This window comes from Streptomyces sp. NRRL S-1022, from assembly GCF_000720135.1.
Taxonomy (GTDB): domain Bacteria; phylum Actinomycetota; class Actinomycetes; order Streptomycetales; family Streptomycetaceae; genus Streptomyces.
In genome coordinates, this window is sequence record NZ_JOIU01000022.1 from 101,734 (window position 1) to 127,229 (window position 25,496).

Here is a 25,496-nt window from a genome sequence, read left to right on the forward strand (position 1 = left end):
ACGGCCGCCTTCGCGCCCAGGCAGTCCTGGAAGGTGCGGTGCACGAAGTCGACGGCATCCGGCACCGGTTCGGGCAGCAGTCCGCTGCGGTTCAGCAGGTGGGTGAAGACCTGTTCGGCGTCCCCCTGCTCCCGCACCTGCGGCATCGCGGCCAGCCACTCGCCGTGCATCCCGACGGCGTCCTGCCGGACGGCCTCCGCCTGCCCGTTGCGGATCAGCCAGCAGGCCACCACTGGAGCGGCGCCGACTTGTTGGACCCGGCCTGCCCGCGCAGCACGAGCCGGTGGCAGTCCGCCGGCGCCTGTTCCACCCGCACGGCGGGCGGCGCCGCACCGACCCCCTCGGCGTGCGGCTCGTACCGGGGCCGCCCGGTCATCCCGAGGGACAGGTACGCCGTTTCCAGCGGCCACTCGGCGCGGCGCCGGTCGCCCAGGGTGATCCGTAGAGCTCCAGCCGGGAGTGCGCCCCGGCGACGAAGTCCGCGTACCGCTGCTCGAAGCCGTAGGAGCCCGCCTCGGCCTCACCGGAGCCGGTCCGCTGCCGCAGCAGTGCCCCGGAGCGGCGGGTCCGCTCCACCGCCGCCCGCGCCGGGAACGACGGCTCGACGGTGAGTCGTTCGACGAAGTGCGCGCAGCACAGGGCGAGCAGTTCGCCGTACAGCTCACGCCCCCGTTCGGCCAGTCCGGCCGGCGGACGCTCCAGCTCCGCCGCGAGCCGCCCGGGATCCAGGTCGACGGCGAAGAGCCGGCCGGCGTCCAGCGGGCCCGCCGCCGCGAAGGTGTCCTGCACGGCGGCCGTGGCCGCGAGCCGCTCGTGCTCCGGCAGCGTGGCGTACCGGGAGGAGATCCGTTCCGTCAGGACCCGCGCCAGTTTCTCCGGGGCCGCCGGCAGTCTCCAGGCCGTGCACCCCCCGGGCCCTCCTTGTTCCCGCCCGCCGCATCGCAGGACCGGGCACCCGCGCCGGGCTACGGCACCTCGCCGCGCGTCCCGCGCGGGAGGCGACGTACCGTGAAGGGCGCCCACACCCCCGGGCGCACCCCAAACCTCGCACGACCCCGCACGAGAAGGATCCCCGCCATGCGCGCCACCACCATCCACGCCCCGTACGACATGCGTGTGGAGGAGGTGCCCGAGCCCGTGGTGCAGTTGCCCACCGACGCCGTCGTGCGGGTGCTGCGGGCCTGCATCTGCGGCAGCGACCTGTGGGCGTACCGGGGCGAGGCCGCCCGGCAGCCGGGGCAGCGGATCGGGCACGAGTTCCTCGGCGTCGTGGAGGAGACCGGCTCCGACGTGGGCACCGTCCGCCGCGGCGACCTGGTCGTCGCGCCCTTCATGTGGTCCGACGGCGTCTGCGTCTACTGCCGCGAGGGCCTGACGACGTCCTGCGAGCACGGCGGCTTCTGGGGCTCCGTCGGCTACGACGGCGGCCAGGGCGAGGCCGTCCGCGTGCCGTTCGCCGACGGCACCCTGGTGCAGTTGCCCAAGGAGGCGGCCTCCGACGAGCGCCTGCTGTCCGCCCTGCTGACCCTGTCCGACGTCCTCGGCACCGGCCACCACGCCGCCCTGGGCGCGGGTGTCCGGCCCGGCGCCACGGTCGCGGTCGTCGGTGACGGCGCGGTCGGTCTGTGCGCCGTCCTGGCCGCCAGGCGGCTCGGCGCCGAGCGGATCATCGCGCTCGGCCGGCACGAGGCCCGTACCGCCATCGCGCGCCGGTTCGGCGCCACCGACGTGGTCGCCGAACGCGGGGACGCGGCCGTGGAGGCCGTCCGCGAACTGACCCGCGGGCAGGGCGCCCACTGCGTCGTGGAGGCGGTCGGCACCGAGCAGTCCATGCGGACGGCCGTCGACGTCACCCGCGACGGCGGCGCCATCGGCTTCGTGGGCGTGCCGCACGGCAGCGGCACCGGCCTGGACCTCGGCGTGATGTTCGACCGGAACATCGCCCTGCGCGGCGGCGTGGCGCCGGTCCGTGCCTACATCCCCGACCTGCTGCCCGACGTGCTCGACGGCACGGTCGACCCCTCGCCGGTGTTCGACATGACCGTCGACCTGGCGGGCGTGCCCGCCGGCTACCGGGCCATGGACGAGCGCACCGCGCTCAAGGTGCTGGTGACCGCATGACCGACAGCACCGGCGCCGTCCACACCATGGACGCCGTCACGCACTGAATCAACCTGGTCAACCTCACCGCCACGCGGCCGGGTCCGAACCCCACGGCACCGGGGGCCTGGCCCAGGAGGTGGGGCCGCCGGTGAAGGAGACGGGCGGCCGGGCGTGCCGCAGCCGCCCCAGCGGACTGTCCGTCCCGGCCAGCCAGGCGTCCGGGCCCGGGTACGGCGCGCTCCCGGCCGGGGCGGGCCGGATGCCGTCCGTCAGCCAGCGGGCGGTCCGGGCGAGCGCCAGCCGGACCAGCCGGCTCCCGCCCTCGTACGACTGCTCGGTCAGGGCCCGCAGCACGGCCGCCGCCAGCAGGTACCCGGTGCCGTGGTCCAGGGCCTGCGCGGGCAGTGCGCCGGGCCGCTCCGCCGTGCCCTCGGTCACCGCGATGCCGGTCGCGACCTGCACCAGGCTGTCGAAGCCGCGCCGGCCGCCCCACGGCCCGTAGCCGCCCCAGGCCGACACCTGGGCCACGACCAGTCCGGGGCGCCGTTCGGCCAGCGCGTGCGGGGTGAGCCCGAACCGGTCCAGGGCACCCGGCCGGTACCCGGTCACCACGACGTCGGCCCCGCTCAGCAGCTCCTCGAAGGCGTCCCGGCCGGTGGCCAGGTCGAGCACGGCGGACCGCTTGCCGAAGCCCGTGTCGGCCTGCTGGTCCGGGAGTTCCGGCAGCCACGGCGCGTCAACGCGCAGGACGTCCGCGCCCAGCAGGGCCAGGGTGCGGGTGGCGACCGGGCCCGCAAGCACCCGGGTCAGGTCCAGCACCCGCAGTCCGGCGGCGGGCAGCAGGGGAGCGGCGGACGGGTCCAGGGGCGCCGGCACGCGCGCGGGAGCCGCGTCCAGCCGTACGCGCTCCACCAGCGGCCGGGCGGCCACCTCGGCGGCCTGCGGGTGCGCCCGCCACTCCTCGGGGGTGCGCAGGGCCACCGCGAGACCGCCGGCGCCGTAGACGGCCTCCTCGGTCTCCCGGGCGGAGCGCTCGGCGAGCCGGCCGGCGACGTCCTCCGCCGAGGCGTCCGCCGGCAGGCCCAGCGCGCCGAGCAGCCGGGCCCGGTGGTGCGGGTAGTTGGCGTGGGTGCGCACCCAGCCGTCGGCCGTGCGCCAGAACCGCGACAGCGGCGCGAAGGCGTCCGGCGTCCGGCCGTCGACCTGGAGGAGCCGCTCGCTGTGGAAGGCGGCGGCCACCGCCCCGTCGTCCACGGTGACCGCCGGCGCCTCCGCGAGCCCGGCCCGCCGCGCCCCCAGTTCCGCGGCGGCCAGCGCGCACGCTCCGACACACGCCCGGGCCAGCTCGCGTACCGGCAGCCGCGCGCCGAGCACGTCCCGGCGGACGACCGCCGGGACGCGCCGTGCCGCGTCGGGGTGCCCGCCGACGGCCTCCCAGGCGTCATTGATTTCCATCATGACTTCACTATGCAGTATTGATTGGATCAATCTATGGGTGGATGGAGGCTCACCCTGCTCAACACTGCACGGCTAAGGACGGCTACTTGACCGCGCGGAGCGCGTTGACCACGCCGAAGCCGTAGAAGCCGTTCACCCGCTCCCCGCCTGCGCAGGTCGCGTCCACGACCCCGTCCCCGTTCCCGTCGTAGGGCTCGGCCGGGCAGCCCGGGTTGTCCGCCTCCGCCTTCAGCAGCGCCCGCAGCTGCGCCGGAGTGGCGTGCGGGTGGGCCGACTTGAGCAGCGCGGCCACCGCGGCCACGTGCGGCGAGGCCATCGACGTGCCCTGAAGGAAGCCGTACTGGTCGTTCGGCAGGGTGGACAGGATGCGCCCGTTCTTCGACGGCGTGTCCGGGATCTGGTACTTGTCCCCGCCCGGTCCCGCGACGTCGACGACGCCCCGGCCGTAGCTGGAGTAGTACGACTTGGTGCCCTTCACGCCCACGGCGCTCACGGTCACCACACCGGGCAGCTGGGTCGGCACGTCGAAGCACTCGTGCGGGTCGATCGTGCGGGTCCGGGCCGTCGAGTCGTCGGGGCTGGAGTCGTCCACGATCGCGTCGGCGTCCAGGTCGTGGTTGGAGTTGCCCGCCGAGGCGACGTTGAGCGTGCCCTTGCGCTGGGCGTACAGCTGGGCCCTGTTGACCGCGTCCACGATGGCACGTTGATCGGGGTCGTCCATGCAGTTGTACAGCCACGGGTCCACGTAGTAGCTGTTGTTGGTGATCTCGATGCCGTGGTCCGCGGCGAACACGAACGCGCAGACCACGCTCTCCGGGTAGAACAGCGAGGTCGCGTCCGGCTGTGCCACCGTGATGCTCGCGACCTTCACGCCCGGCGCCACGCCCGCCACGCCGATGCCGTTGCGGGCGGCGGCTATCTCACCGGCCACGTGCGTGCCGTGGTAGTGGTCGGCGTCCGCCGGCCGCCACGCGCCGTACGTCGTGTCCGCCTTGCCGCTCACGCAGCTCGCCGACTGGGACGCGGAGAAGTTCGGGGCGATGTCCGGGTGGGTGTCGTCCACGCCCGTGTCGATGACCCCGACCGTCACGTTCCGGCTGCCCGGGTTGATCTGCGCGGCCCGGTCGGCGCCGATCGTCCGCAGGTCCCACTGGTCCGCCTCCAGGGGCTCCTCGCCCGCCGCCGCGCTCGACGCGAGCCGCGCCTGCTCGGCCCGGGAAAGCACCTGCACCGATCCCTCGTCCGTCGTCCCCGCCGCGCTGAGCGGCGCGGTACGGGTGGCTCCCGCCGAGTCGACCCCGCGCACCGCACGCATCCGCGCGCCGAAGTCCGGGTTCGCGGAGTGGACGACGACGACGCCGATCCGGTCGTAGACGGCCACGACCGTGCCGCCGTTGCGCGTGATCTCCCGCCGCACGGACTCGATCGTGCCGCGGTCGGTGCGGGTGTTGACCACGTAGGCGAGGTTCGGGCCGTCCGCCGCCCGCGCCACCGTGCCGGCGGCGGGCGCGGCCGAGGCCGCCGCCGGCAGGAAGCCGAGCGAGGCGGTCAGCGACAGCACGACCGGCACCGCGAGCGCGAGACGGCGTCTGGAGCGCAGATGAGCCATGGGATCTCCACATCATCCGGATACGGAACCGCCCCGAACACGGTTCGTGTTCGGGCAGGTACATGACGGGTGGTGCAGGCCGAAGCTATCTGCCGCGCCCGATCTCCGAAAGGGCCCGACGGGCTTGAACCGCTCCGCACGCGGCGCCGTGACCGTGAACGGAGGGCCCGGCGCCGCCGCGCCCCCACGGGGATCACACACGGGAGTCACCCGGCGACTACCGGTAACGTGACCCCGGTCCTGTGAGGCCGGACAGCGCATGTCCGCGACGCGAGGAGAGCCCGTGGCCACCGAGACACCGCCACCCGCGAAATCCCCAGCTTCCCTTCCCTCCACCGAGGAGTTCACCGAGGTGCAGCAGAGCGCGGAGTTCGGTGAACTGCGCCGCGCCCACCGCTCGTTCGCCTTTCCGCTGACCATCGCCTTCATCACCTGGTACCTGCTGTACGTCCTGCTGTCGAACTACGCGGGCGGCTTCATGGGCACCAAGGTGGCCGGCAACATCAACGTGGCCCTCGTCCTGGGCCTCGCCCAGTTCCTCACCACGTTCCTCATCGCCTGGTGGTACGCGCGGCGCGCCGCCACCCGGCTCGACCCCAGGGCCGAGGCCATCAAGTCCCGGATGGAGGGCGGAGCATGAGCCCCGTTCAGCACACCCTGCTCGCCGCCGGCGAGGCCGGCGAGCACCGGACGCTGATCGTCACCCTGTTCGCGGTGTTCGTCGCCGCGACCCTCGTCATCACCGTCTGGGCCGGCCGGCAGACCAAGGGCGCCGCCGACTTCTACGCCGGCGGACGGCAGTTCACCGGCTTCCAGAACGGACTCGCCGTCTCCGGCGACTACATGTCCGCCGCGTCCTTCCTCGGCATCGCCGGCGCCATCGCCCTGTTCGGCTACGACGGCTTCCTGTACTCCATCGGCTTCCTCGTCGCCTGGCTGGTCGCGCTGCTCCTGGTCGCCGAGCCGCTGCGCAACTCCGGCCGCTACACGATGGGCGACGTGCTCGCCTACCGGATGCGCCAGCGCCCCGTCCGCACGGCCGCGGGCACCTCCACGATCGTCGTGTCGATCTTCTACCTGCTGGCGCAGATGGCCGGCGCCGGCGTCCTCGTCTCCCTGCTCCTCGGCATCACCAGCGACGGCGGCAAGATCGGCATCGTCGCCCTGGTCGGCGTGCTGATGATCGTGTACGTCACCATCGGCGGCATGAAGGGCACCACCTGGGTCCAGATGGTCAAGGCGGTCCTGCTGATCATCGGCGCCCTGCTGCTGACCTTCCTGGTCCTGCTGAAGTTCGACTTCAACGTCTCCGACCTGCTCGGCAGGGCCGCCGACAACAGCGGCAAGGGCAGCGCCTTCCTGGAGCCGGGCCTGAAGTACGGCGCCACCGGCACCACCAAGCTGGACTTCCTCTCGCTCGGCATCGCCCTGGTCCTGGGCACCGCCGGCCTGCCGCACATCCTCATCCGCTTCTACACGGTTCCCACCGCCAAGGCCGCCCGCAAGTCCGTCATCTGGGCGATCGGCCTGATCGGCGCCTTCTACCTGATGACCCTCGCCCTCGGCTTCGGCGCCGCCGCACTGATCAAACCGGACGAGATCATCACCTCCAACAAGGCGGGCAACACCGCCGCCCCCCTCCTGGCGCTCCACCTGGGCGGCGTCGACTCCGACTGGGGAGCCGTCCTGCTCGCCACGATCTCCGCGGTCGCCTTCGCCACCATCCTCGCGGTCGTCGCCGGACTGACGCTGGCCTCGTCGTCCTCGTTCGCGCACGACATCTACGCGAACGTTCTGAAGAAGGGCCGGGCCACCGAGAAGCAGGAGATCCGCGCGGCCCGCTGGGCGACCGTCGGCATCGGCGCGGTCTCGATCGTGCTCGGCGCGCTGGCCCGCGACCTGAACGTGGCCGGCCTGGTCGCCCTCGCCTTCGCGGTCGCCGCCTCCGCCAACCTGCCGACCATCCTCTACAGCCTGTTCTGGAAGCGGTTCACCACCGCGGGCGCCCTGTGGTCGATCTACGGCGGCCTGGTCACCGCGGTCGGCCTGGTGCTGTTCTCCCCGGTGGTCTCCGGTAAGCCGACCTCGATGTTCCCCGGCGTCGACTTCCACTGGTTCCCGCTGGAGAACCCCGGCCTCATCTCCATCCCGGTCGGATTCCTGCTCGGCGTCGTGGGCACCCTGCTGTCGAAGGAGACCCCGGACGCGGGCAAGTACGCGGAACTGGAGGTGCGGTCCCTGACCGGCACCGGAGCCCACTGACGGTTCCCACCGGCGACCGCGTCGTGCGGGCCTGTACGGTCCTACGACGCGGTCGCGTCCCACCTCGTGGGATCGGTCGCTGTCGTTGTCACCCGGGTCACGTAGGCTCGCTGGTGACAGCCCGACCGAAAATCGGGCGACCGGCAGAGGGAGGGGGCCCACGTGCTCATCGACACCTACGGCCGAGTGGCCACCGACCTGAGGGTCTCGCTGACCGACCGCTGCAACCTGCGCTGCACGTACTGCATGCCCGAGGAGGGCCTGCAGTGGCTGGCCAAGCCGGACCTGCTCACGGACGACGAGATCGTCCGGCTCATCGACATCGCGGTCCGCACCCTCGGTATCGAGGAGGTCCGCTTCACCGGCGGCGAGCCGCTGCTGCGCCCCGGCCTCGTCGGCATCGTCGAGCGCGTCGCGGCCCTCGCCCCGCGCCCGCAGATGTCCCTCACCACCAACGGCATCGGCCTCAGGCGCACCGCGACCGCCCTGAAGGCGGCGGGCCTGGACCGGGTCAACGTCTCCCTGGACACCCTCCGCCCGGACGTCTTCAAGACCCTCACCCGCCGCGACCGCCACAAGGACGTCCTGGAGGGCCTGGCGGCCGCCCGCGAGGCCGGGCTGAACCCCGTCAAGGTCAACTCGGTCCTGATGCCGGGCCTGAACGACGACGAAGCCCCCGACCTGCTCGCCTGGGCGGTGGAGCACGACTACGAGCTGCGCTTCATCGAGCAGATGCCGCTGGACGCCCAGCACGGCTGGAAGCGCGAGGGCATGGTCACCGCCGGCGACATCCTCGCCTCCCTGCGCACCCGCTTCGACCTCACCCCCGAGGGCGCGGACGAGCGCGGTTCGGCACCGGCGGAGCGCTGGCTGGTGGACGGCGGCCCGCACCGGGTCGGCGTGATCGCCTCCGTCACCCGGCCGTTCTGCGCCGCCTGCGACCGCACCCGCCTCACCGCCGACGGCCAGATACGCACCTGTCTGTTCGCCACCGAGGAGACCGACCTCCGCGCGGCCCTGCGCTCCGGCGCCCCCGACGAGGAGATCGCCCGGATCTGGAAGCTCGCGATGTGGGGCAAGAAGGCCGGCGCGGGCCTGGACGACCCCTCCTTCGTCCAGCCGGACCGCCCCATGTCGGCGATCGGCGGCTAGCCCCGCCGCCCCTGCCGGACCGGTCCGTACCCACCGCCTTCCGCGGACCCGCCGGCCCACTCGGCCCCTTGCCCGCGCGTTCCGCTCCACCCCGGGCAGGCGCCAACCGCCGACGGTCCCGGGGGAACGACCGCCGACGGTGGCCCGGTCGGCCAGGCATCGGCCGCTGTGGTGCGTCGGCCCGCCCCGGTGGTGTGTCAGCCCGGCCGGTGGTGTGTCAGCCCGCCTGCGGGAGGGTGGGGCGCATAGACCTGGGGCTCCACCGCCCTCACCTGGTCGGGCGCCCGCCCGGTGCAGGGCTCGCCGGGGTAGCCGTCAGCCGCGGGCGTCCTCGGTCGCCTGCCACTGCGCCAACGGCACGACGTCCTTCAGGAACCCGCGCACCCCGAGGAACTGCGACAGATGCTCGCGGTGCTCCTCGCAGGCCAGCCACGTCTTGCGCCGCTCCGGCGTGTGGATCTTCGGGTTGTTCCACGCCAGCACCCACACGGCGGCGGCACGGCAGCCCTTGGCGGAGCAGATCGGGGTCTCGTCACTCACGGGTTTCGTCCCGGGTTCGTCTCGTGAAGGGGCGGGAACACGGCGACGCCGGGCAGCCACGGGGGGAGCTGCCCGGCGTCGGTCCATCGCTCCGACGGGGGATGCGGAGCGCGTACGCAGTATGTCACGGCTACCCCATCGCCCGGCACTGGAACAGCAGGATTGATCTGAGCTTTTCTTGAGCTTGCCGTAGGCTCGCGTTCCGCTTCGGCCGGGCGCTCACCGTGCTCAGAGCGGGTCGGGGCGCTCACCACGGACTCCGGTCGCGGGGCTCGGCGGCACGTCCTCCGGCGCGGTCCGCGCTCCCGGACGCGATGCGGACCTCTGTTCGGACTCGCGCGCGGACTCCCGCACCGACTCCCGCGCGGTGTCCCTTTCCTCCCCGGCCCCGGACGGCGCGATCATCGGCCGCACCGGCGTGGCGACGAACGTCGACGGCAGGGACGGCGGCCGCTCCCGGCCCGCGTTGGCGACCACCACGGCGATGTAGGGGAGAACCGCACCGAGCACCAGCGCGACGATCGCGACGTACCGCTCGACGTTCCACAGCGAGGCCGCGAGGATCACCGACACGGTACGGACCGACATCGAGATCACGTACCGCCGCTGCCGGCCCCGGACATCCTCGGCGAGTCCGGTCCGGGCACCGGTGATCCGGAACACCTGGACGTTCCCGCCGTGCTGTTTCCGCATCACATTCCACCATCCGCCCGCATGGGACTCTCCCCGGCCCGCGCCCTCGTCCCACCCGGCGGGGAACCGGGGCGGGACACCACCCACGGTACGCCGCGCCCCCGCCGCCCACGAGACCGGGTCACCCCCTGCCTGCGCGTACGCCGGTGGCACCGCCGCGTACGGGGCAATCCGACATGCGCCGTACGGCGCAGCCGATCACACTGACCGTAATGCTCACGTCGAGCCGTACGAGGAGGCAGCCATGGGCTGGTTGTGGGCGATCATCGTGGGATTCGTGCTGGGCCTCATCGCCAAGGCGATCATTCCGGGCAAGCAGCACAGCCCGCTGTGGCTGACCACCATCTGCGGCATGCTGGGCGCCATCGTGGGCAACGCCGTCGCCCGCGCGGTCGGTGTGGAGGCGACCCGGGGCATCGACTGGAGCCGGCACATCTTCCAGCTCGTGGCCGCGATCATCATCGTCGCGGCGGTGGACGCCCTGTACATGGCGACGCTGGGCAAGCGGAAGCACCAGCGGGCCTGACCTCTCGGGGCGCGGGGCCCGGACGGCGGCCGCGACGCGGTCGCCGCCCGCCCCACGCCCCTACGGCGCTCAGGCGCCCGTGACCTCCACGGCCGCCAGGTTCTTCTTCCCGCGCCGCAGCACCAGCCACCGCCCGTGGATCAGCTCCCCGGCGGAGGGCACGGCGTCCTCGCCCGCCACCTTCACGTTGTTCACGTACGCCCCGCCCTCCTTCACGGTCCGCCGCGCGGCGGACTTGCTGGCGACGAGCCCGACCTCCGCGAGCAGATCCACCACCGGGGCCAGCTCGGCCACCCGGACGTTCGGCACCTCGGCCAGCGCCGCCGCCAGCGTCCGCTCGTCCAGCTCCGCCAGCTCGCCCTGCCCGAACAGGGCACGGGACGCGGCGATCACGGCGGCCGTCTGGTCGGCGCCGTGCACCAGCGTCGTCAGCTCCTCGGCCAGCGCCCGCTGCGCCGCCCGGGCCTGCGGACGCTCCTCGGTCTGCCGCTCCAGCTCCTCGATCTCCGCACGGGACCGGAAGCTGAAGATGCGCAGGAACTTGGAGACGTCCCGGTCGTCCGCGTTGACCCAGAACTGGTAGAACGCGTACGGCGTGGTCATCTCGGGGTCGAGCCACACCGTGCCGGACTCGGTCTTGCCGAACTTGGTGCCGTCCGCCTTCGTGATCAGAGGGGTGCCCAGCGCGTGCACCACGGCGTCCGGCTCGACCCGGTGGATCAGGTCCGTGCCCGAGGTGAGGTTGCCCCACTGGTCGCTGCCACCGGTCTGCAGCGTGCAGCCGTGCCGCCGGTACAGCTCCAGGAAGTCCATGCCCTGGAGGATCTGGTAGCTGAACTCGGTGTAGCTGATGCCCGCGTCGGAGTTGAGCCGCCGGGAGACGGCCTCCTTGGCGATCATCTTGTTGACCCGGAAGTGCTTGCCGATGTCCCGCAGGAACTCGATGGCCGACAGGCCCTGGGTCCAGTCCAGGTTGTTGACCATCACCGCGGCGTTCGGCCCGTCGAAGTGGAGCAGCGGCTCGATCTGGGCGCGCAGCCGCTCCACCCAGCCGGCGACGACCTCCGGCGCGTTCAGCGTGCGCTCGGCCGTGGGCTTGGGGTCGCCGATGAGGCCCGTGGCACCGCCGACCAGCGCCAGCGGACGGTTGCCCGCCTCCTGGATGCGGCGCATCGTCAGGATCTGCACCAGGTTGCCGAGGTGCAGGCTGGGCGCGGTCGGGTCGAAGCCGCAATAGAACGTGACGGGACCGTCCGCGAACGCCTTGCGCAGTGCGTCCTCGTCCGTGGAGAGGGCGATGAGCCCCCGCCACTTCAGCTCGTCGACGATGTCCGTCACGGTACTCGTGTCTCCTTGGTGATCTTCGGGCAGCCGGGTGACACCCGACCACGAACGCCTACGAGGTTATACGCCCTGGCTGACAGAGCTCATGTTGAAATCGGGGATGCGCAGCGCGGGCATCGCGGCCCGGGTGAACCAGTCGCTCCACTCGCGCGGCAGCGTCTTCTCCGTCCGCCCGGCCTCCGTGGCCCGGCCCAGCAGGTTCACCGGCGACTCGTTGAATCGGAAATTGTTCACCTGCCCGGTCACCTCGCCGTTCTCCACGAGGTAGACGCCGTCCCGGGTCAGGCCCGTCAGCAGCAGCGTCGCCGGGTCGACCTCGCGGATGTACCACAGGCAGGTCAGCAGCAGCCCGCGCTCGGTGTCCGCGACCATCTCCGCCAGGGAGCGGTCGTCCCCGCCGTCCAGGATCAGGTTGCCGAGGACCGGGGCGACCGGCAGACCGGTCAGTCCCGCGCTGTGCCGGGTGGTGGTCAGGTGCTTGAGCACGCCCCGGTCGATCCACTCGGTGGCCCGGGCCGGCAGCCCGTTGTCGAACACCGACTGGTCGCCGCCGGAGGAGTGGGCGACGACGAAGGGCGGGCACTCCAGGCCGGGCTCGTCCGGGTCGCTGCGCAGGGTCAGCGGCAGCTCGCTCAGCCGCTGGCCGACCCGCGTGCCGCCGCCCGGCTCGGAGAACACCGTCCGGCCCTCGGCCGCGTCCCGGCCCGACGCCGACCACAGCTGGTAGATCAGCAGGTCCGCCACGGCGGTGGGCGGCAGCAGCGTCTCGTAGCGGCCGGCGGGCAGCTCCACCCGCCGCTCCGCCCAGCCGAGCCGTACGGCCAGCTCGGCGTCGAGCGCGCCCGGGTCGACGTCCTTGAAGTCCCGGGTGGACCGCCCGGCCCACGCCGAGCGGGTGCGGTCCGGCGACTTGGCGTTCAGCTCCAGCGTGCCGGTGGGCTGGTCGTGCCTCAGCCGCAGCCCGGTGGACGTCCCCAGGTACGTCGACACCAGCTCGTGGTTGGCGAAGCCGTACAGCTCCCGGCCGCCGGCACGCGCGCGTGCGAAGGCCTCGCCGAGGGCCGGGGCGAAGTCGCCGAACACGGCGGAGGAGGTCTCGGCGGGCGCGTCCGTGAAGTCGGGGGACTCCGGCACCCCGCCGACCAGCGGCTGCGCGTCCTCGGCGGGCCCGGCGCCGCGCGCGGCCGCCTCCGCCGCCCGCACCAGCGGCTCCAGCTCGTCCGCGGTGACCGCGGACCGGGACACCACACCGGAGGCGGTGCCCTCCCGGCCGTCCACGGTCGCGATCACCGTGAGCGCACGGCCCCGGGTCACGCCGTTGGTGGTGAGCGCGTTGCCCGCCCAGCGCAGGTTGGCGGTGGAGTGCTCGTCGGCGATGACGACGCAGCCGTCGGCGCGGGACAGCGCGAGCGCCTGCTCGACGATCTCGTGCGGCTTGGTGGTGCGGGCGCTCATCGGCCGGCCTCCTGGGTGGTGTTGAGGATGTTGACGCCCTTGAAGAGGGCGGACGGGCATCCGTGCGACACGGCGGCCACCTGGCCCGGCTGGGCCTTGCCGCAGTTGAAGGCACCGCCGAGGACGTACGTCTGCGGCCCGCCGACGGCGGCCATGGAGCCCCAGAAGTCCGTGGTCGTGGCCTGGTACGCGACGTCCTTCAGCTGCCCGGTGATCCGCCCGTTCTCGATCCGGAAGAAGCGCTGGCCGGTGAACTGGAAGTTGTAGCGCTGCATGTCGATCGACCAGGACCGGTCCCCGACGACGTAGATGCCCCGGTCGACACCCCCGATCAGGTCCTCGGTGGACAGCCCGGCCGGATCCGGCCGCAGGGACACGTTGGCCATGCGCTGCACCGGCACGTGCGCCGGAGAGTCGGCGTACGCGCACCCGTTGGACCGCTCGAAGCCGGTCAGCCGGGCGATCCGCCGGTCCAGCTGGTAGCCGACCAGCGTGCCGTCCTTCACCAGGTCCCAGGACTGCGCCTCGACGCCCTCGTCGTCGTAGCCGATGGTGGCGAGGCCGTGCTCGGCGGTGCGGTCGCCGGTGACGTTCATCAGCTCGGAGCCGTACCGCAGCCTGCCCAGCTGGTCGAAGGTGGCGAAGGAGGTGCCGGCGTAGGCCGCCTCGTAGCCGAGGGCGCGGTCCAGCTCGGTGGCGTGGCCGATGGACTCGTGGATGGTCAGCCACAGGTTGGACGGGTCGACCACCAGGTCGTACAGGCCCGGCTCCACGCTCGGCGCCCGCATCTTCTCGGCGAGCAGCTCCGGGATCCGCTCCAGCTCGCCGTCCCAGTCCCAGCCGGTCCCGGTCAGGTACTCCCAGCCGCGGCCGGCCGGCGGGGCGAGGGTGCGCATCGAGTCGAACTCGCCGCTCGACTCGTCGACCGACACCGCCGTCAGCTGCGGATGCAGCCGCACCCGCTGCTGGGTCGTCACGGTCCCGGCCGTATCGGCGTAGAACTTGTTCTCGTGGACGGTGAGCAGCGACGCGTCCACGTGGTCGACGCCGTTCGCGGACAGCAGCCGGTTGCTCCAGTCCGCGAGCAGTGCCGACTTCTCCTCGTCCGGCACCGAGAACGGGTCGGTCTCGTACGACGACACCCACGTCCGGTCGGCGTGCACCGGCTCGTCGGCCAGCTCCACCCGCTCGTCGCTCCCGGCGGCCTTGATCACCTGCGCGGACAGCTTGGCCATCGCCACCGCCTGCGAGGCGACCCGGGCGGCGGCGTCCATGGTCAGGTCCACCCCGGAGGCGAAGCCCCACGTACCGCCGTGCACGACCCGTACCGCGTAGCCGAGGTCGGTGGAATCCGACGATCCGGCGGGCTTGGCGTCCCGCAGCCGCCAGGACGCGCTGCGCACCCGCTCGAACCGGAAGTCCGCGTGCTCGGCCCCGAGCGCACGCGCGCGTGCGAGCGCGGCGTCGGCGAGGGCGCGCAGGGGTAGTGCCAGGAACGACTGATCGATGTCATGGGGCACGGGTGGGCATCCCTTCGGCTGTCGCCCGTGAAGAACCCGGAGTTTTCCGGTATCGCGGTCGCGTTGTCAGTGGCAAGTGTCAGTATCTCCCCATGCAAGGTTGGGGGCGGGAGTTCCGTTCGTGGCTGCTGTCGCTCGACGAGCGCGGCATGCGGGGGTTGTTGACACACCATCAGTGCTTGCGCCGCAGGCAGTGCGTGCATCTGCGGCGCGTCAAGGAGGGCGGCAAGGACGCCCAGGCGGCCTCGCGGCGCGAGGCCCAGTCCGTGCGCGTGTGGCTGACCACGGCGACCGAGCCGATGCTGCACGGGGTCGCCGCGTGCGGTGTCGCCTGGGCCTCCCGCGCGCTGGTCTTCACCTACGGCTTCGCCCGGGAGGTGGTGGCGCACCCCTCCGTGTCGGACCTGGTCACCATGCTGGAGGTACTGGAGCCGGCGCCGGCCCGCTGCGCGCTGTACGGGCTGCTGGCCCCCGAAGCCCTGGGCCGCCTGCCCGCGGCGGAGGTGGCCGCGGCCCACCTGGCCCGCTGCGTGGCCGCGGCCGACCGTGAACCACCGCCGGACGCGCGGCGGATCGGCCCGGCGCTGTCGCGCGGGCTCGGGGCGACGGACCGGCGGGAGGAGCGGGGGACACAGGTGCGGTACGACGGTGCGGAGGTGGCGGACGTGGGTGGTGGCCGGAACGAGGGCCCCGGGGGGACGCCGGCCGGCGTGTCCCCGGACGGCCTCGCCGCGGAGCCCGGGACCGACGCCGTCCGCCGGGCCGTGACCGGTCTGCGTGCGGCCGGCGCGGAACTGGCGGACGTCCTCGGCGAGGCCGCCGCCGCGGTGCGCGACGGCAGGACGCCCGCGGCGCCGGAGCGGACGGAGGCCCTCCTCGCCGCCTGGCTCCAGGAACGCGCGCGGGTGGCGGACACGCTGTCCGCACAGGAGGGGCACTGGCCCTCCGAGGCCGGGTACGCCGGTCTGGAGGCGGAACTCGACCGCCTCGACCGGCTCCGGGAGGAACGGGCGGAGGCACGGACCCAGCTCCGGAAACTGCGCCGGCGCGCCGACCAGTACGAGCAGCTGATCGCCGACGCTGACGAGGAGGCGGAGGCGGAAGGCCTGCGGATGGCCCTCGACGGCATCCGCGACCGGATGACGGCACTGGCGTCCGTACTGGGCGACGAGGTGACGCCGACGGACGGCTCCGCCGAGGGCGGGACTCCTGCCGGCGGTGCGGTGTCCGCGGGCGGTGCGGCGTCCGATGGCGGTTCGGCGTCTACCGGCGGCCGGGTTTCCGCCGACGGTCCGGCGCCCGCTGGCGGTGCGGCTTCCACCGGTGGTGCGGTGTTCGCCGGCGGTGCGGCCTCGGCCGACGGTATGGCCGTCACCGGCGGTACGGTCTCGGCCGGCAGCGACGTGCCCGTCGGGGCCGCCGCCGCGGAGCGGGGTTCCCCGGAGCGGTCGGCGGCGGAACCGCAGGGGGAGCCGGCGACTGCCGCGCCGCCGAGCCCCGCCCAGCCGGCCCCCGAGTCGGCCTCGCAGCACCGGGACCTCGCGGAGGTCCTCCAGCCGGAGCCGGAGCCGGAGCCCTCGGGGCCGGTGGCGGCGAGGGAACCCGAGCGAGCGCCCGCGCCCCAGCCGGAACCTCCGCGCGCGCCGCGACCACTGCCGGAACCGCCGCGCGCGCCGCAACCGCATCCGCTGCCGGAACCGGTTCGGCAACCGCAGCCGGTGACGGAGCCGGCCCCTGCGGTCCACCCCGCGCCGGAGCCCGCCGCACCCGCCGCACTCACGCCCGCTACCGCGCGCACCTCTCCGCCGGAGCCCGAGCCGCCCGCCACGGCCCCCATGCCCGCCGCCGCGCGTACCTCCCCGCCCGCGCCCGAGCCGGCCGCCACGGCACCGCAGCCCGCAGCCGCCACGGCACCGCAGCCCGCAGCCGTCACGCGCGTCTCCCCGCCCGAGCCCGGGCCCGAGCCCGAGGCGCCCGTCACGGCACCCGTCGCCAACGGCGGCCCGGCACCGGACGCGGCCGGCGGGGCCACCTCTCCCTGGACGGACCAGGACGAGCCGTCCGCCGTGGCCCGGCTGGTCGCGCGGGGAGACCTCCCGCAGGCCTACTGGATGACGGCGGTGTCGGACGACGGCCCGCACCGCGCCAAGGCGCTCTCCTTCCTCGCGGCCGCCTTCGCCTGCACCGACGTGGACGGGGCCACCCAGGTGCAGATGGCGCACGACATCACCTCGCTGCACCTGGTGGAGGACCGGGACGCGCACCTCGTGGCGCTGGCCGCCGCGATCCGCTCCGGTCTCACGGCCGGCTGGCCGCACGGCGTCGTGAGCGACTTCATCATGCCCTCGGGTCTTTCCCAGCCGTGGCAGCACCTGCTGATGGCACTGAAGGAGGCGGTACGGGAGTGCCACGTCTTCGTGCCGGGGGCGGACGAGGACCAGGCCGAGCCGGAACACCAGCTCACCGTCGACGACCTGGAGGAATCGGCGCGCGTCCTGCTGGAGGACCTCCCGCGCCGGAAGATCAAGTACCAGCGGGCGTCACGTGTCCTGCAGTACCTGACCGGCCCCTCGGGACAACTCCACCAGGCACTGCGCGCGGTCCTGGACTGGATCTCCGGCGCCGGTGACGCCGCCACCCTCAGGACGGTCAGCGAGAACCTCGGGCGCGGTGAGTACGTCGACCGGCTCATCGAGGACGCCGACAGCCGCTTCCGCACCCCGAAGCAGGCCAGGGAGCCCATCCACTCCGGCGCGCTGCGCCAACTGCACGCGACGATCCGGTCGGTGGGGGAGCTGTCGGCGAAGGCCGCCGCGATGGCCGCCGCCGCGCAGGCCAAGGAGGCCGCCTCCGGCTCGAAGGCACCCCAGTGGGAGACCGCCCTGGCGGACCTGACGGCCTACGACGAGCCGCTGGGCGTCGGCGGCGCCGCGCTCGGCCTGCTGCGCAGGTGGCTGTCCGCCGAACCCGTCGGCCACTCGGCGGTGACGGTCGACGCGGACGGCGTGATCGTCCCCTCGGACGACTGCCTGCTGTTCCTGCCGGAGTTGCCCCGGGACGCCGACGGCCGCCCCGACCTCGCCGACCCCCGCACGGCTCACGTCCTGACCGGCCTGCTGTCCCCGGTGTCCGCCGAGTCGGCGCTGGAGCAGTACGTGGCCCGCGGCGACCTGCACCTGGCCCGCGCCCTGGTGCGCGTCGCCGGCGACACCCCCGCCGTGGACGCCGCGGCGCAGGCGGAGTGGCTGGAGGACGCGGTACGGCGGTGCCGCGAGGCGGAGAAGGACTGGCGGCGCAGGATCGCCGAGCACCACCGCCTGGCCGCCTCGCACCTGGCGCAGATCAGGACGCTCAACCTGATGCCCTCCGACACGGAACGCGAGTTCACCGGCCGCCTGCAGGAGTTCGCGGACGGCGACGAGGCCGGCCGCTACCGGTACGCGCTGGAGGCCCTGCGGGACCTGGTCGCCGAGCTGACGGACAAGGTCGCGGAGTCGACCGAGCGGCTGCGGCAGCGGCTCGACTCCCTCAGGCTCGACCCGGAGCGCCCGCTCTCCGAGTCCGACCACGACCGCATCCTGCGCCTGATCGACGAGGGCGACACGGTCACCGCGCAGGAGTTCCTCGCACTCGTGGAGAGCGGCGCACGCCTGCCGGACCGCCCGGACGACGAGGGCGCCGAGCTCCGCGAGTTCCTGGCCGGCCTGGCCGGCCCCGGAGCGCCCTCGCCCGGCGGGGACGGCATCCCCGCCGGATGGTGGGTCGACCGCTACGGCTCCGGGGCGAAGGTCACCGCCAACGCCGAGCAGGGCCTCGCGTCGTGGCGGGCGCTGTGCACCAAGAGGGGCCGCAACAGCGACTGGAGCCAGCACGTGCCGCGCGTGCTGCGGCTGCTCGGTCTCAAGCAGCTGGGGCACTTCCAGGCCGAGCCGATCGGGCAGGGGATACGCCGCTTCAAGGGCCGCGCGGGCGTCATCGAGGCCCCGGGGTACGTGGCCGCGCTGGGATCGCGCGCCACCTCGTACACCGTGCTGCTCATCTGGGAGGAACAGCGCGCCGACGGCCCCCTCGCCCACCTTGAGGACTCCGACGTCGACGCCAACATCATCCTCTATCTGCACCCGCTCGGCCTGGAGGGCCGGCGGGCCCTCGCCGAGGCCGCGCGCCGCAAGGCCCAGCAGGCGCTCGTCGTGGACCCGGCCGTGGCAGGCTGGATGGCCGCCCGGGCACCCGGCGCCTTCCGCGCGCTGCAACGGGTGACACTGCCCTGGACGTCGTACGACCCCTACACCCCGTTCGTCGCCGGAGCCGTGCCCCCGGAGGTCTTCTACGGCCGCGACCAGGAACTCCGGGAGGTGATGAACCCCGATGGCGGTCTCTTCCTCTACGGCGGCCGGCAGCTGGGCAAGTCGGCGCTGCTGCGCAGGGTGGCGGAACTCTTCCCGCGCCGCTCCGACGCCAACGTCGCCGTCTACCTGGACCTGGTCAAGGCCGAGATCGGCCAGGCGGAGTCCCCCGAGCGGATCTGGAAGCTGCTCGCCGACGACCTGAAGCGGCAGCGGGTCATCGACTCCAAGAAGGTGTCCGACCAAGCGCAGCCCGAGCACGTGGCCAACGCCATCCGGGGCTGGCTGGACGCCGACGACTCCCGGCGGATGCTGATCCTCGCCGACGAGGCGGACGCGTTCCTCACCGCCGACTCGCGCCGCCTGTTCCGTGCCGGGGGCGAGTCCACCTTCCAGAACGTCAAGCGGTTCCAGCAGCTCATGGAGCAGACGGACCGGCGGCTCAAGGTGGTCTTCGCCGGCCTGCACCAGGTGCAGCGCTTCGGTGAGCTGTCCAACGTCTCCACCGCGCACGGCGGTCCCGACGTGCTGGTGGGGCCGCTGAACCCGACCGCCGCCGTACGGCTGGTCACCGAACCCATGGCGGCCCTGGGCTTCGTCTTCGAGCGGCCGGAACTCGTCTGGCGGATCCTCGCCATCACCAACTACCAGGCGAACCTGGTGCAGATCTTCTGCAGCGAGCTGGTCCGCACCCTCCAGGGCCGTTCCCAGCGCGGGCAGGTCCGGCCGACGCCGATCACCGAGGCGGACGTCCAGGAGGTCGCGGCCTCGGAAACCGTGCGGACGCGGCTGGCCGAACGCCTGCGGTTCACCATCAACCTGGAGGACCGTTACCGCGTCCTGACCCTGGTCATAGCCCTGCGCAGCCTTGAGGACGGCTACCGCGGCGACTACTCCGCCGAACAGCTGCTGCAGTGGGCGCGGGAGGCCTGGGAGGTGGGGTTCCAGGAACTCGGCGTCAAGCAGGTGCAGATCTACCTCAGGGAGATGGTCGGCCTGGGCCTGCTGGTGCAGCTCGGCGACCGGTCCCGGTTCGCCGTCCGCAGCCCCAACGTCGTCAACATGCTGGGCACGCGCGACGAGCTCCTGCTCGAGCTGCGGGAGACCGAGTTCAGCCAGCCCTACGAGTACGACCCGCGCGCGGCACGCCGTCTCCTCGGCCGCTACATGAGCAGCGATCCGCACCGCTACGTGACCCGGTACAGCCCCCTCACCGAGGGCCAGCTGCACGAGGCGGCACAGCCGGGCGTCACCGTGATCGGCACGACCAGGCTGCACCGCCCGGAGCTGATGATCACGGCCACCGAGCGGTTCGCCGAGGCGCGGGGCGTGGAGGTGCGCAGGGTGGGCGCCGGGGACGACCTGCGCGCCCACCTCACCGACGCCTCCAGGCTGCGCCGGAACTACGTCCTCGCGCTCGACCTGCGCGGCATCGACGCGGACGCGCTGCTGGCCGCCGTACGCCTGTGCGTGGAGCACGCGGGGCCGGCCGCCGACGCCCTCGTGCACCAGGCGGAGGGCCGCAAGCGGTCCAACCACCGCTCCGTGTTCGTCGTGGCCGACGCGCTGACCGCCGGGGCGGTGCAGGAACCGCAGGGGGCGGAGCCGCTGCCCGTCCGGTTCCTGCGGCCGGAGCGCTGGTCGGTGGAGAGCCTGCGGGCCTGGCCCGAATGCCCCTTCGTGTCCAAGGCCGACCGCGCCCGGCTGATCCGGACCACCGGCGGCTGGGCCACCTGGGTCGAGCCGGCCATCGCCGAGGTCACCGTCAACGGCGCGACGCTCGACAGCGCGCTGGAGAAGATCGGGCGGGCCATCCGACAGCCGTCCAACCTCGACCTGCACTGCGAGGCCGCCGGTCTGGACATGCGCGACCTGCACCTGCTCGGCCAGTGGAACGGCTACGTCAGCGAGGGCCAGGGCGTCCCCATCGACCAGGTCGCCGTGGCCGTGGAGCTGCCCGAGCCGGATACCGAGACCTGGCTCGCCCGGCTGGACCGGCTCGGCCTGATCGACGCCGTACCGGACGGCATCGCGGTCGACCCCGTGACGTTCCGCGCGGTACGCGCGCGTGCGGGGGAGTGAGGGCGGTGGATCTCACGGGGGACGAACTGGCCGCGCTCCCGGGGGTACGCGGCCAGATCGAGCGCATCACCGACGATCTGGCCGCCGGCCGCAACTGCGTGTGGCTGCTGCCGGACCACCTGGTCGTGGCCGGGTACGCCGGGGAACTGCACCGCGCGGTGCTGGCCCGCTCGCCCGAACACGTCCAGGTGCCCGAGCCCGGTACCGTGCGGGCCGAGCCGGTGCCCGCGCAGCCGTCCCCGCACCCGCTCGTCACCGCGGACGTCCCGCTGCTCGACGGGTTCGACGACGGCTTCGACATCGGCTGGGACCTGCCGGGGCCGCGCCGGGAACAGCCGCCCGCCCGCGCGGGCGGCGGACCGTCCGAGCTGATGACCCGGCTGGCCAAGGGGCTCTCCGTCGCTCCGGAGCGCGCGGTCGACGAGCTGACCGCCCCCGGCGCGCACTGGCGGCCCGTCATCGGCATACGGGCGTGGCTGGAACCCGACGTCCGGCACGGTGCCGGGGGCGAACGCGGCCACGACGTCGCCCGCCTGGTGCGCGCCCTGGACGCCGCCGTCAAGGACGTCGGGCTGCTTCCGGAGCAGCGTCCCCGGGTGATGGTCACCGGCCGGCTGCGGGACCTGCCGCCGCAGCTCCCCGACGAGCTGGAGCTGGAGCTGGCCACCACCTCGGTGCACTGGTGGTGGGGCACCGTGGGCCGGCTGGACAGCGCCACGCTCCTGGACGGACTGCGCGGCACCGACCGGCACCGGACCGCCCCCGGCGGCACCCTCCTGCGGACCCGCGTCCTGCGGGCGCTGCGCGCCGAGGTGGTCGGTGAGCTGTGCGGGGCGGACCTGGCCCTCGCGGCGGAGCTGTTCGACTGCTGGGACGGCAGCGACCGCTCCCTCGACGAGTGCCTGCGCGCGTCCCTGGCGGCCCGGGCACCCGAGCGGGGCGCCGACTGCCCGCCGGTACGCAGCGGGGCGGCCCTGCAGCACAAGCCGCCGTCGGCACTCCGCGAGGCCTGGGCGCGCGGTGTCGTGCAGGCCTGGGAGGGCAGGCCCCGGCTGCACCCCGCCGTCTGGCACGCCGACGGCGGCGAGGGACGCCCCGACCAGCTGAGCGTCCTGGTCGGCCAGGCCCAGGCCCGGGTCCTCATGCCGTGGCTGGAGGAGGCGCGCCGGCGGCTCGCGGAGCTGGCGTTGTCGCACGCGAACCGGCCGGCCCGGGAACTGGTGGAGCTGTACGTGCGCAATCGCCTCAAGGACCACACCACCCGCCCGGAGCGCACCTTCCTGGCCGCGGAGGCGTCCGAGCTGGAGCGGGCCTGTCTGCGGGGGCACGTCTCGCTGCCGACGGACGAGCGGCTGCTGCTGGCGGCCGTGGTCCGGGCGCGCAACACGCTCTCCCACCGTCAGGTGCTGCGGGACGACCACCTCGACGACCTCTGTGCGAAGCTGACCGCCGCCGATCTGCGCTGGGGACGCGACACCTAGTGCGGCGGCCGGGAGAACGCGCCGGCGAGGGGTGCGACTGTAGGAATCCCACAGGGTCTCCGGTGAGCCACTGTCGGTGCCCGCTTGTCCCCGCGCGTGGCGGTACCGATAGGTTTTCGCTGAAGCCGCCTGTCATCCAGGAGTCCGGGCGGGTGTAGGACGCTATCGAAAGGGTGATCCGTTGAGCCGCTCGGTTCTCGTCACCGGAGGCAACCGGGGCATCGGCCTCGCCATCGCCCGCGCATTCGCCGACGCCGGCGACAAGGTCGCGATCACGTACCGCTCGGGTGAGCCGCCGGCCGCCCTGGCGGAGCTGGGCTGCCTGGCCGTCAAGTGCGACATCACCGATCCGGAGCAGGTGGAGCAGGCCTACAAGGAGATCGAGGAGCAGCACGGCCCGGTCGAGGTGCTCGTCGCCAACGCCGGCGTCACCAAGGACCAGCTCCTCATGCGCATGTCCGAGGAGGACTTCACCTCGGTCATCGACACCAACCTCACCGGCACCTTCCGGGTCGTCAAGCGCGCCAACCGCGGCATGCTGCGCGCCAAGAAGGGCCGGGTCGTCCTGATCTCGTCCGTGGTCGGACTGCTCGGCTCGGCGGGGCAGGCGAACTACGCCGCCTCCAAGGCCGCCCTGGTCGGCTTCGCGCGTTCCCTCGCCCGGGAGCTGGGCTCGCGCAACATCACCTTCAACGTCGTCGCGCCCGGCTTCGTCGACACCGACATGACGAAGGTGCTGAGCGACGAGCAGCGCCAGAACATCGTCTCGCAGGTGCCGCTCGGCCGTTACGCGCAGCCCGAGGAGATCGCCGCGGCGGTGCGGTTCCTCGCCTCGGACGACGCCTCGTACATCACTGGAGCCGTCATCCCGGTTGACGGCGGACTGGGAATGGGTCACTGATCACCATGAGCGGAATCCTTGAGGGCAAGCGCATCCTCGTCACCGGTGTGCTGATGGAGTCCTCCATCGCCTTCCACGTCGCCAAGCTCGCCCAGGAGCAGGGCGCCGAGATCATCCTGACCGCGTTCCCGCGGCCCACGCTGACCGAGCGCATCGCCAAGAAGCTGCCGAAGCCGACCAAGGTCATCGAGCTGGACGTGACGAACGAGGAGCACCTCGCGCGCCTGGCCGACATCGTCGGCGAGGAGCTGGGCGGCCTGGACGGCATCGTCCACTCCATCGGCTTCGCCCCGCAGGACGCCCTCGGCGGCAACTTCCTGAACACGCCGTTCGAGTCGGTGGCCACCGCCATGCACGTCTCGGCGTTCTCGCTGAAGTCGCTGACCATGGCCTGCCTGCCGCTGATGCAGAACGGCGGCTCGGTCGTCGGCCTCACCTTCGACGCCCAGTACGCCTGGCCGCAGTACGACTGGATGGGCCCGGCCAAGGCCGCCCTGGAGGCGACCAACCGCTACATGGCGCGCGACCTGGGCAAGCAGAACATCCGCTGCAACCTCATCTCGGCGGGCCCGATCGGCTCCATGGCCGCCAAGTCCATCCCGGGCTTCGGCGAGCTGGCGTCCGTGTGGGACAGCCGTTCCCCGCTGGAGTGGGACCTGAAGGACCCGGAGCCGGCCGGCCGCGGTGTCGTCGCCCTGCTGAGCGACTGGTTCCCGAAGACCACGGGCGAGATCATCCACGTCGACGGCGGTCTGCACGCCATCGGCGCCTGACCTCCGGACCGTACCGACGCCCCGTTCCCCGCCGCGCGGGGAGCGGGGCGTCGCCGCGTCACCCGTTCGGCTCACCGGCCGGGCCGCCGCCGCGCCGGCGGCGCACCCTGGATTACGCCGTCCCCCGCGCGTCCCTCCGCTGCCCGGCCGAGGAGGTCCCCTTGTGCGCCTGTCCCGCAGCCTGGCCCCGGTGACCGTGGCCCTCGCCCTAGTCCTCTCGCTGCCGTACGACGCGCTGTCCCACGCGCGCGTGAGCGACGGCAAGCCGCCCGCGCCGAGCCGGTTCGGCTCCTCCTGCCGCACGACCGTGCGGGGCTCCCACGTGGTGACCTACTGCCACAACCCCTACGTCGACACCGACCGGGTGCGGCTGCACATCGAATGCGACCGCTGGTGGGACATCGACACCGACAGCGCCCCGGTGGACGCCGGCGCCGCCATGACCGTACGGCTCACCGGCCGGTGCTGGAAGGAGGTCCGCTCGGTCTGGATCAGCCACCAGAAGGCGCGGTGAACCGGCTGGGATCGCACAGGAAGGGATAGCTCGCGGCCTCCGCCGCCGCCGCGTGCGGGTCGCCCGCGCGGATCGCGTCGAGCAGGCGCGTGTGGTCCATGTGCGTCTCCGGCGTCAGCTCCGCCCCGACGTCCGCGCGCAGCCAGTCCCGCAGCACCTCGCCGAGGTCGGCGTACATCGCGGTCATCGCGTCGTTGTGGGAGGCGGCCACCACGGCCAGGTGGAAGGTGGCGTCGGCCGCCACGAAGGCCTCCGCGTCGCCGCTCTCCCAGGCCTCCTCGCGCCGCGTCAGCAGCGTGTCCAGCTGCTTGAGGTCCTTCTCGGTGCGCCGTTCGGCGGCGAGCTTCGCCGCGGCCGACTCCAGCGTGGACCGCAGCTCCGCGATGTGCCGAGGGTCGGCGCCGGCGAAGCGGCGGTGCATCACACCGGCCAGCTCGCTGGTGGCCACGACGTACGTGCCCGAGCCCTGGCGGATGTCCAGCAGACCGTTGTGCGCGAGCGCGCGCACGGCCTCGCGGACGGTGTTGCGCGCGACCCCGAGCTGCTCGACCAGTTCCGGCTCGGTCGGGATGCGCGAGCCGACCGGCCACTCGCCCGAGGTGATCTGGGTGCGCAGTGCGGCGATGACCTGTTCGGACAGCGCCGACCGGCGCGGGTGGCTCAAGGGCATGGCACACCTTCGCACGACGGTCCCGGGCCCGGAACCCGTGGACATGGACAACTAATCATCCCATGAT

General features: G+C 73.3%; 20 protein-coding genes. 10 read left to right on the forward strand and 10 right to left on the reverse strand.

Annotated features, from left to right (window positions below):
* Positions 1-214 precede the first annotated feature (214 nt).
* Together IG05_RS48495 and IG05_RS50695 are read right to left on the reverse strand one after the other, a co-directional pair.
* Complete coding sequence (locus tag IG05_RS48495) at positions 215-376, reverse strand: hypothetical protein (protein ID WP_199808404.1); 162 nt, start codon at positions 374-376, stop codon at positions 215-217.
* Entirely contained in the window at positions 373-1,098 is a 726-nt protein-coding gene (locus IG05_RS50695) for a hypothetical protein (RefSeq protein WP_420707637.1), read from the reverse strand. The genes IG05_RS48495 and IG05_RS50695 overlap by 4 nt, the downstream gene beginning before the upstream one ends.
* On the opposite strand from IG05_RS50695, the gene IG05_RS0129495 reads away from it, so the two are divergent.
* The gene (locus tag IG05_RS0129495) at positions 1,078-2,121 is read left to right on the forward strand and encodes a zinc-dependent alcohol dehydrogenase family protein (RefSeq protein ID WP_030347074.1); all 1,044 of its coding nucleotides are present in this window, start codon (positions 1,078-1,080) and stop codon (positions 2,119-2,121) included. The genes IG05_RS50695 and IG05_RS0129495 overlap by 21 nt on opposite strands.
* 63 nt (positions 2,122-2,184) lie before the next feature.
* Here IG05_RS0129495 and IG05_RS0129500 read toward each other — a convergent pair whose 3' ends face one another.
* Both IG05_RS0129500 and IG05_RS0129505 read right to left on the reverse strand, forming a co-directional pair.
* The gene (locus IG05_RS0129500; RefSeq protein ID WP_030347075.1) at positions 2,185-3,561 is read right to left on the reverse strand and encodes a CoA transferase; all 1,377 of its coding nucleotides are present in this window, start codon (positions 3,559-3,561) and stop codon (positions 2,185-2,187) included.
* Positions 3,562-3,643: 82 nt separating this feature from the next.
* Positions 3,644-5,170, reverse strand: coding sequence for a S8 family peptidase (locus IG05_RS0129505; protein ID WP_030347076.1), 1,527 nt, complete (start codon positions 5,168-5,170; stop codon positions 3,644-3,646).
* Between the two features lie 283 nt (positions 5,171-5,453).
* On the opposite strand from IG05_RS0129505, the gene IG05_RS0129510 reads away from it, so the two are divergent.
* The 3 genes from IG05_RS0129510 to moaA all read left to right on the forward strand — a co-directional run bounded on the left by IG05_RS0129510 (position 5,454) and on the right by moaA (position 8,584).
* Positions 5,454-5,810, forward strand: coding sequence for a DUF485 domain-containing protein (locus tag IG05_RS0129510; protein ID WP_030347077.1), 357 nt, complete (start codon positions 5,454-5,456; stop codon positions 5,808-5,810).
* Entirely contained in the window at positions 5,807-7,432 is a 1,626-nt protein-coding gene (locus IG05_RS0129515; RefSeq protein ID WP_030347078.1) for a cation acetate symporter, read from the forward strand. The genes IG05_RS0129510 and IG05_RS0129515 overlap by 4 nt, the downstream gene beginning before the upstream one ends.
* A gap of 162 nt (positions 7,433-7,594) precedes the next feature.
* Positions 7,595-8,584, forward strand: coding sequence for a GTP 3',8-cyclase MoaA (gene moaA / locus IG05_RS0129520; protein ID WP_030347079.1), 990 nt, complete (start codon positions 7,595-7,597; stop codon positions 8,582-8,584).
* A 315-nt stretch (positions 8,585-8,899) separates the two neighbouring features.
* On the opposite strand, the gene IG05_RS0129525 is transcribed toward moaA, so the two are convergent.
* Positions 8,900-9,124 (reverse strand): hypothetical protein, encoded by a 225-nt coding sequence (locus tag IG05_RS0129525; protein WP_030347080.1) that lies wholly within the window; start codon positions 9,122-9,124, stop codon positions 8,900-8,902.
* A 228-nt stretch (positions 9,125-9,352) separates the two neighbouring features.
* The gene (locus tag IG05_RS0129530; RefSeq protein ID WP_030347081.1) at positions 9,353-9,817 is read right to left on the reverse strand and encodes a DUF3099 domain-containing protein; all 465 of its coding nucleotides are present in this window, start codon (positions 9,815-9,817) and stop codon (positions 9,353-9,355) included.
* A 244-nt stretch (positions 9,818-10,061) separates the two neighbouring features.
* On the opposite strand from IG05_RS0129530, the gene IG05_RS0129535 reads away from it, so the two are divergent.
* Entirely contained in the window at positions 10,062-10,343 is a 282-nt protein-coding gene (locus IG05_RS0129535; protein WP_030347082.1) for a GlsB/YeaQ/YmgE family stress response membrane protein, read from the forward strand.
* Positions 10,344-10,412: 69 nt separating this feature from the next.
* Here the strand turns inward: IG05_RS0129535 and tyrS are convergent, their stop codons facing one another.
* The 3 genes from tyrS to IG05_RS0129550 all read right to left on the reverse strand — a co-directional run bounded on the left by tyrS (position 10,413) and on the right by IG05_RS0129550 (position 14,662).
* The gene (gene tyrS / locus IG05_RS0129540; protein ID WP_030347083.1) at positions 10,413-11,681 is read right to left on the reverse strand and encodes a tyrosine--tRNA ligase; all 1,269 of its coding nucleotides are present in this window, start codon (positions 11,679-11,681) and stop codon (positions 10,413-10,415) included.
* Positions 11,682-11,747: 66 nt separating this feature from the next.
* Positions 11,748-13,142: a TldD/PmbA family protein gene (locus tag IG05_RS0129545; RefSeq protein WP_030347084.1), complete on the reverse strand. Its 1,395-nt coding sequence runs from the start codon at positions 13,140-13,142 to the stop codon at positions 11,748-11,750.
* Positions 13,139-14,662 (reverse strand): TldD/PmbA family protein, encoded by a 1,524-nt coding sequence (locus IG05_RS0129550; RefSeq protein ID WP_030347085.1) that lies wholly within the window; start codon positions 14,660-14,662, stop codon positions 13,139-13,141. Before IG05_RS0129550 ends, IG05_RS0129545 begins: the two co-directional genes overlap by 4 nt.
* A 179-nt stretch (positions 14,663-14,841) precedes the next feature.
* Between IG05_RS0129550 and IG05_RS0129555 the strand changes: the two genes are divergently transcribed.
* The 5 genes from IG05_RS0129555 (at position 14,842) to IG05_RS0129575 (ending at position 24,759) form a co-directional block, all read left to right on the forward strand.
* Positions 14,842-21,090: a hypothetical protein gene (locus tag IG05_RS0129555; RefSeq protein WP_158839035.1), complete on the forward strand. Its 6,249-nt coding sequence runs from the start codon at positions 14,842-14,844 to the stop codon at positions 21,088-21,090.
* Positions 21,091-21,095: 5 nt separating this feature from the next.
* Positions 21,096-22,571 carry a hypothetical protein gene (locus IG05_RS0129560; protein ID WP_030347087.1) on the forward strand — a complete coding sequence of 492 codons (1,476 nt, stop codon included), beginning with the start codon at positions 21,096-21,098 and terminating at the stop codon, positions 22,569-22,571.
* A 181-nt stretch (positions 22,572-22,752) separates the two neighbouring features.
* Positions 22,753-23,472 (forward strand): 3-oxoacyl-[acyl-carrier-protein] reductase, encoded by a 720-nt coding sequence (gene fabG / locus IG05_RS0129565; protein ID WP_030347088.1) that lies wholly within the window; start codon positions 22,753-22,755, stop codon positions 23,470-23,472.
* Positions 23,473-23,477: 5 nt separating this feature from the next.
* Positions 23,478-24,245 (forward strand): enoyl-ACP reductase FabI, encoded by a 768-nt coding sequence (gene fabI, locus IG05_RS0129570; protein WP_030347089.1) that lies wholly within the window; start codon positions 23,478-23,480, stop codon positions 24,243-24,245.
* A gap of 163 nt (positions 24,246-24,408) precedes the next feature.
* On the forward strand, positions 24,409-24,759 hold the full coding sequence (locus IG05_RS0129575; protein ID WP_030347090.1) for a hypothetical protein: 351 nt from the start codon (positions 24,409-24,411) through the stop codon (positions 24,757-24,759).
* Here the strand turns inward: IG05_RS0129575 and IG05_RS0129580 are convergent.
* Entirely contained in the window at positions 24,737-25,429 is a 693-nt protein-coding gene (locus tag IG05_RS0129580) for a FadR/GntR family transcriptional regulator (protein ID WP_030347091.1), read from the reverse strand. The genes IG05_RS0129575 and IG05_RS0129580 overlap by 23 nt on opposite strands.
* Positions 25,430-25,496: the final 67 nt, after the last annotated feature.

Excerpts from the sequence above, each read along its gene's own strand:
- IG05_RS48495 (WP_199808404.1), bottom strand. The coding sequence starts at position 376 with ATGACCGGGCGGCCCCGGTACGAGCCGCACGCCGAGGGGGTCGGTGCG.
- IG05_RS0129495 (WP_030347074.1), top strand. The coding sequence starts at position 1,078 with ATGCGCGCCACCACCATCCACGCCCCGTACGACATGCGTGTGGAGGAG.
- IG05_RS0129500 (WP_030347075.1), bottom strand. The coding sequence starts at position 3,561 with ATGATGGAAATCAATGACGCCTGGGAGGCCGTCGGCGGGCACCCCGAC.
- IG05_RS0129505 (WP_030347076.1), bottom strand. The coding sequence starts at position 5,170 with ATGGCTCATCTGCGCTCCAGACGCCGTCTCGCGCTCGCGGTGCCGGTC.
- IG05_RS0129515 (WP_030347078.1), top strand. The coding sequence starts at position 5,807 with ATGAGCCCCGTTCAGCACACCCTGCTCGCCGCCGGCGAGGCCGGCGAG.
- IG05_RS0129530 (WP_030347081.1), bottom strand. The coding sequence starts at position 9,817 with ATGCGGAAACAGCACGGCGGGAACGTCCAGGTGTTCCGGATCACCGGT.
- IG05_RS0129535 (WP_030347082.1), top strand. The coding sequence starts at position 10,062 with ATGGGCTGGTTGTGGGCGATCATCGTGGGATTCGTGCTGGGCCTCATC.
- IG05_RS0129545 (WP_030347084.1), bottom strand. The coding sequence starts at position 13,142 with ATGAGCGCCCGCACCACCAAGCCGCACGAGATCGTCGAGCAGGCGCTC.
- fabI (WP_030347089.1), top strand. The coding sequence starts at position 23,478 with ATGAGCGGAATCCTTGAGGGCAAGCGCATCCTCGTCACCGGTGTGCTG.
- IG05_RS0129580 (WP_030347091.1), bottom strand. The coding sequence starts at position 25,429 with ATGCCCTTGAGCCACCCGCGCCGGTCGGCGCTGTCCGAACAGGTCATC.